4 protein-coding genes are annotated in these 5,296 nt (G+C 70.1%); 2 read left to right on the top strand and 2 right to left on the bottom strand.

Annotated elements, in window-relative coordinates:
• On the bottom strand, positions 1–1,464 hold a 1,464-nt coding region (locus tag ACIRDX_RS20310), incomplete at its 3' end, for a M1 family metallopeptidase (protein WP_396627261.1).
• A gap of 163 nt (positions 1,465–1,627) precedes the next feature.
• Here ACIRDX_RS20310 and ACIRDX_RS20305 point away from each other — a divergent pair.
• Both ACIRDX_RS20305 and ACIRDX_RS20300 read left to right on the top strand, forming a co-directional pair.
• On the top strand, positions 1,628–2,653 hold the full coding sequence (locus tag ACIRDX_RS20305; RefSeq protein WP_396627260.1) for a Gfo/Idh/MocA family protein: 1,026 nt from the start codon (positions 1,628–1,630) through the stop codon (positions 2,651–2,653).
• A complete protein-coding gene (locus ACIRDX_RS20300; RefSeq protein ID WP_396627259.1) occupies positions 2,653–4,377 on the top strand; it encodes a DUF885 family protein in 1,725 nt (574 codons plus the stop codon). The genes ACIRDX_RS20305 and ACIRDX_RS20300 overlap by 1 nt, the downstream gene beginning before the upstream one ends.
• Positions 4,378–4,423: 46 nt before the next feature.
• On the opposite strand, the gene ACIRDX_RS20295 is transcribed toward ACIRDX_RS20300, so the two are convergent.
• Positions 4,424–5,296 (bottom strand): PEP-CTERM sorting domain-containing protein (locus tag ACIRDX_RS20295; protein ID WP_396627258.1); only part of this gene is annotated, 873 nt, incomplete at its 5' end.

Genomic DNA, 5,296 nt, shown 5'->3' with positions numbered 1-5,296 from the left:
CTGCGTCTGCGCGAGGTCGATGACGATGCGTTTGGTGGCGGCGTCGTAGCGCCAGCCGCCGTCGACGCTCGGGGAACCGGCGCGCGCGAGCCACTGCGTGAAGAACGGACGCAGGTCCTGTCCCGTGTGCGATTCCATCACCTGGCGGAAGTCGTCGGTGGTGACGCTGCCGTTGCGGTACCGCTGGTAGTAGTCGCGGATGCCGTCCCAGAAGCGCGCCGTGCCCATGCGGTGACGGAGCATGTGCAGCGTCCAGCCGCCCTTCTGGTAGATGAGCCGGTTGAGCACCTTCTTCATGTCGGCGAGGTTGTCGTGCAGCACCGCCGCGCCGGGGAGCTGGCGCTCGAGCGTGAACACGGCCTCGCGGCTGCGCTTCAGGCCGGCGACGAACGCGTCGCGTCCCTCGTGGTGCTCGGCCACCAGCAGCGTGAAGTACGTGGCAAAGCCCTCACTGAGCCACACGTCGTCCCAGTCGCGCTCGGTGACGGCGTTGCCGAACCACTGGTGGGCGATCTCGTGGGCGATGAGGCCCGTGTCGGGCTTCTCGAGGATCGACTTCTCGCCGTAGAAGATGGCGCTGGCGTGCTCGGTGCCGCCGCCGAAGCCGGCCGCCTCGACGTTGGCGAGCTTCTCGTAAGCGTAGGGGCCGACGTGTTCGCTGAGGAACTCCATCGCCTGCCGCGAGCGCGTCTCGAACCACGCCGGGCCGATCTCGCGCTCCTGGCGGTACACCCATGTCTGGTGCGGCACGCCCTTCACGAGGCCGTCGTGGTGCACCGAGAACTGGGCGACGCCAATCGCGTTCAGCCAGGAGGCAATCGGCACCGACTGCTTCCAGTGCGTGAGACGACGCCCGTCGCCGAGGTCGGTCTCCTCCTGCAGCAGCCCGTTGGAGACGACCTGGTACTTCGCGGGCGCCGTCACGAGGAACTCGCTCGTGGCCTTGTCGTACGGGTGGTCGATCATCGGCAGCCACTGGCGGGCGTTGTCGGGCCAGTTCTCGCTGAAGAACACCCGCTCGCCGAACTTGTTGGCCAGCATGCGCAGGCCGCCAGCCGGCACGCCGCGATAGCGCACGGTGAAGGCCCGCCGCTCGCCGGCGCGCGGCGAGGCCCCCAGCGTCAGCACCAGGCGGTTGGCGTCGTGCCTGAACGGGACAGGCGCGCCTGCGGAGGTCACCTCGGTGACGGTCATGCCCTTGCCGTCGGCCGCCGAGGCGAGGTCGAGGGCCACCGAGGCGACGCCGGCCCCGGTGAATTGCAGCGTGATGGTCGCCTCGCCGGCAATCTCGTTGCTGTCGTCGCCGAGGGTGAGCCGGAAGGCGTAGTGGACGGCGTCCACCTGCGACTGGCGCGGGTAGGTGTCGGCCAGCGCGGGCACGGCGGCGACGACGAGCGCGGCAAGCACCGACAGCGCGCGCCGGACAGCACCGACCTCCGATCCGGGAGCCTGTACGTGGGTCATGGCCCGGCCACGTTACCCCAAGCGAGGCAGGATTGAGTCGGGCGACCGAGTGCGTTCTAATCACGGGCGTGAACCCAACCCCTCTCTCCGCTCGCTTCGTCGCCTGCCGTCGGCCCCTCTCCACCAGTCCCCGCGCCTGCGCCGCGGCCGTGGAGGCATGCCAGTGAGCGCCCGTCCGGTGAACGTCGGCGTCGTCGGGCTCGGCTTCATGGGCCTCACCCACATCAATGCGTACCGCAAGATCGAGGGCGTGAACGTCGTCGCCGTGTGCGACGCCGTGCGGCAGCCGGTCAACGGCGTGCTGGCAGGCGTGGCCGGCAACGTCGCCGGGTCCGACACGGTGGACCTCGGGCCGAACGTCCGGGCCTACACGAAGATCGAGGACCTGCTCGCCGACGGCGAGGTGGAACTCGTCGACCTGTGCGTGCCGACGCCGCTGCACGTGCCACAGACGCTGGCGGCGCTGCAGGCCGGCAAGCACGTGATCTGCGAGAAGCCGCTGGCGCGCACGTCGGGCGAGTCGCGCAAGATCGTCGAGGCGGCCGCGGCCGCGAAGACCTTCTTCATGCCGGCGATGTGCATGCGCTTCTGGCCGGGCTGGGCCTGGCTGAAGCAGCTCAAGGCCGACGGCACCTACGGCGAGATCCTGACGGCCCGCTTCCGCCGCGTGTCGGCGCCTCCGGGGTGGAGCCGCGACAGCTACTTCAAGGGCGGCGAGTCGGGCGGCGCGCTGTTCGACCTGCACGTGCACGACACCGACTTCGTACAGTTCCTGTTCGGCCGTCCGTCGGCGGTGTTCTCGACCGGCGTGAGCCGCTTCAGTGGCGCCACCGACCACGTCGTCACGCAGTACATGGTGCCGGGCGGCGCGACGGTGTACTCGGAGGGCAGCTGGCTGATGGCCAGCGGCTTCGCCATGTCGTACACGGTGATGTTCGAGCGCGCCACGGTCGACTACGACAGCGCGCGGGGCGACGCGGCGCTGCAGGTGTGGGAGGAGGGCAAGGAGCCCGCCATCATCACGCCCGAGGGCCCCGACGGCTACGTGGGCGAACTCCAGCACCTCATCGCGTCGATCCGCAGCGGCACCGCGCCGACCATCGTCACCGCGCACGACGGCCTGAGCGCCGTGGAGATCTGCGAGGCCGAGGAGAAGTCGGTGGCCACCGGCCAGGTGGTGTCGCTCTGATGCGGCGGCCCTGGGGGCTGGCGCTGCTGCTCGTGGCGCTGGCCGGAGCGCCGGCAGCCGCCCAGGGCCGGACCACGCCTGCGGCCGCTCCGGCGGCCGCGGGCAGTTACGAGCAACTGCTCGCGCTGTTCCGCGAGTGGCGAACGTTCGAGGAGCCGCCGCGCATCGCCGGCGTCCCCGACTACACGCCGGCCACCAACGCGAAGCGCCTCGCCGGCCTGAAACGCCTGCAGCAGCGACTCCAGGCGCTCGACACGACAGGCTGGCCCATCCCGCAGAAGGTCGACCAGCACCTGGTGCGCGCCGAGATGAACGGCATGGAGTACCACCTCACGGTGCTCGAGCCCTTCGCGCGCGATCCCGCCTATTACGCGTCGATCATTGCCGAGGAGAGCGACACGCCGGCCAAGGAAGGCCCGGTCATCCACGGGGCCATCCGCCTGTGGACCTACGGCATCTGGCCGCGCACGAAGCTCCAGCAGGCGCGCCCGCTCACTGTCGAGGAGACCACGCGCCTGACGACGGAGCTCGGCGCGATCCCGCGCCTCCTCACCCAGGCCCGCGTGAACCTGGCCAAGGCCAACGCGCGCGACCTCTGGATCGGCGGCGTCCGCGCCTTCGAGGAACAGGCCGAGGCGCTCGAGCAGTTGAAGGCGGCGGTCGCGGCCTCGACCCCGGTCGCCGACACGCCGGCGCTGCTGACCGCCATCGGCGACGCCGACGCGGCCACGCGCGGCTTCGCGCAGTGGCTGCGCGACGAGGCGCCGAAGCGCACCGGCCCGTCGGGCATCGGCAAGGCGCAGTACACGTGGTACCTGCGCAACGTGCTGCTCGTGCCGCTGTCGTGGGAGGACGAGGTCACGATCACGCGCCGCGAACTCGCGCGCGCCCATGCGTCGCTGCGTCTCGAGGAGCAGCGCAACAAGGCGCTGCCACCGATGCCGGTCGCCGACACGCCCGAGGCCTACCGCGCGCTGCAGGACAAGGCGATCGCGTCGTACCTCGACTTCCTGAAGCGCACCGACCTGATCACCATGCAGCCGTGGCTCGAGCAGGCGCTGCGCGAGCGCATGACGCCGTTCTCGCCCGAGCCGACGCGCAACTTCTTCACGCAGGGCAACCATCGCGACCCGCGCCCGTTGTGGACGCACCTCTATCACTGGTGGGACAACTGGCGGCTGCGCCAGGCCGATCATCCGAGCCCGATCCGTCGCCAGGCCCTGCTCTACAACGTGTGGATGAGCCGCGCCGAGGGCATGGCCACGTCGATGGAAGAGTGGATGATGCACGCCGGGCTGTACGACGACAGCCCGCGCTCGCGCGAAATCGTGTGGATCATGCTGATCACGCGCGCCGCGCGCGGCCTCGGCAACCTGTTCGCCCACGCCAACACGCTGACCATGGCCGAGGCCGGCGACATCCACGTGAACTGGACGCCGCGCGGCTGGATGCGCCGGGACCCGCTGCTCGGCTTCGAGCAGCACCTGTACCTGCGCCAGCCGGGCTACGGCGCCAGCTACGTGACCGGCGGACGCCTGATGGAGGACGTGATCGCCGAGCGCGCCCGCCAGCTCGGCGACCAGTTCTCGATGCGCCGCGTGCTCGACGAGATCGACGGGGCCGGCATGATCCCCGCGTCGCTGATCTACTGGGAACTCACCGGCGACGACCGCATGGTGCGGGAGCTGGGCGGCACGGAACCGCTGCCGCCGCCGAGCCGGTGAGTGCACGCGGCTCGGCCGTCTCAGTCGGGCCCCCAGGGTCGGGCCGTCAGGATTGGCGCCCGCGACGCAGGCGGGCGCGGACGGCGAGCAGCCCCACGCCCAGCAGCGCCAGCGACGCCGGTTCCGGCACGGGAGGCGGCTGGGTGCCGAGCGTCGTGTACCGGGCGCCACTCGCGCCGGTCACGACCGCGTCCGGCAGGAGCTGGCCGTTCCCGTCGTAGACCTCGAACCCTCTCAACGTCACGGTGTTCGAGTAGTCGGACTCCATCAGGAAGAGGACCCGGCCGTCGTCGAGGTTCGTCAGGTCGATGCCCACCCGGCTCGCCAGCCAGAGGTTGATCGGCCAGGATCCGTGAGCGCCCACCTTCAGGGACGGCGACGTGACGGAGCGGGCAACCGGCGCCACCAGTTCGTCGATCGTCGGGTTGAAGTCGTCGGAGCCGAGGTCGCTGTTGTACAAGTAGAGCGTGTCGTAGGTGTCGTGTCCCCACTCCCCGTAGTTGAGGGAGAAGTGGGTGTCGTACAGGAACTTCGGCACCTCGTACCCGCCGCCGGTTCCGCCCTGGACCGGTCCGTTGCTGAACCAGTTCAGGTACTGCGTGTTGGTCCCGTCGATGTCGAACACCAGGCGGAAGGAACTCGGCGTGGCCGACGGTGAGACGATGGACACGGTCTCGAAGACCATCGCCTCGGCATACGCCTGGAAAGAGTAGTCGTGCCAGACGGCCCCTTCCGGCACCCACTCGATGGCGCAGGTCCGCTGCCCGTTGACCGTCGTGCACAGGGACTCGATCTCCCGCGGCACGATCTTCAGCGTGGATGCGGCGGCGCCCTCGAGACCGGCCAGCGTCTTCAGGTTCATGCCGTTGGCCGACGCGGAGGTCGTCGAATCGGCCCAGGCAGCAGCCGACTCCCACTT

The organism is Luteitalea sp. (assembly GCF_044337415.1).
Lineage (GTDB): Bacteria > Acidobacteriota > Vicinamibacteria > Vicinamibacterales > Vicinamibacteraceae > Luteitalea.
The sequence above is the reverse complement of the archived record's forward strand: the minus strand, read 5'-3'. Positions and strand labels throughout refer to the sequence as shown.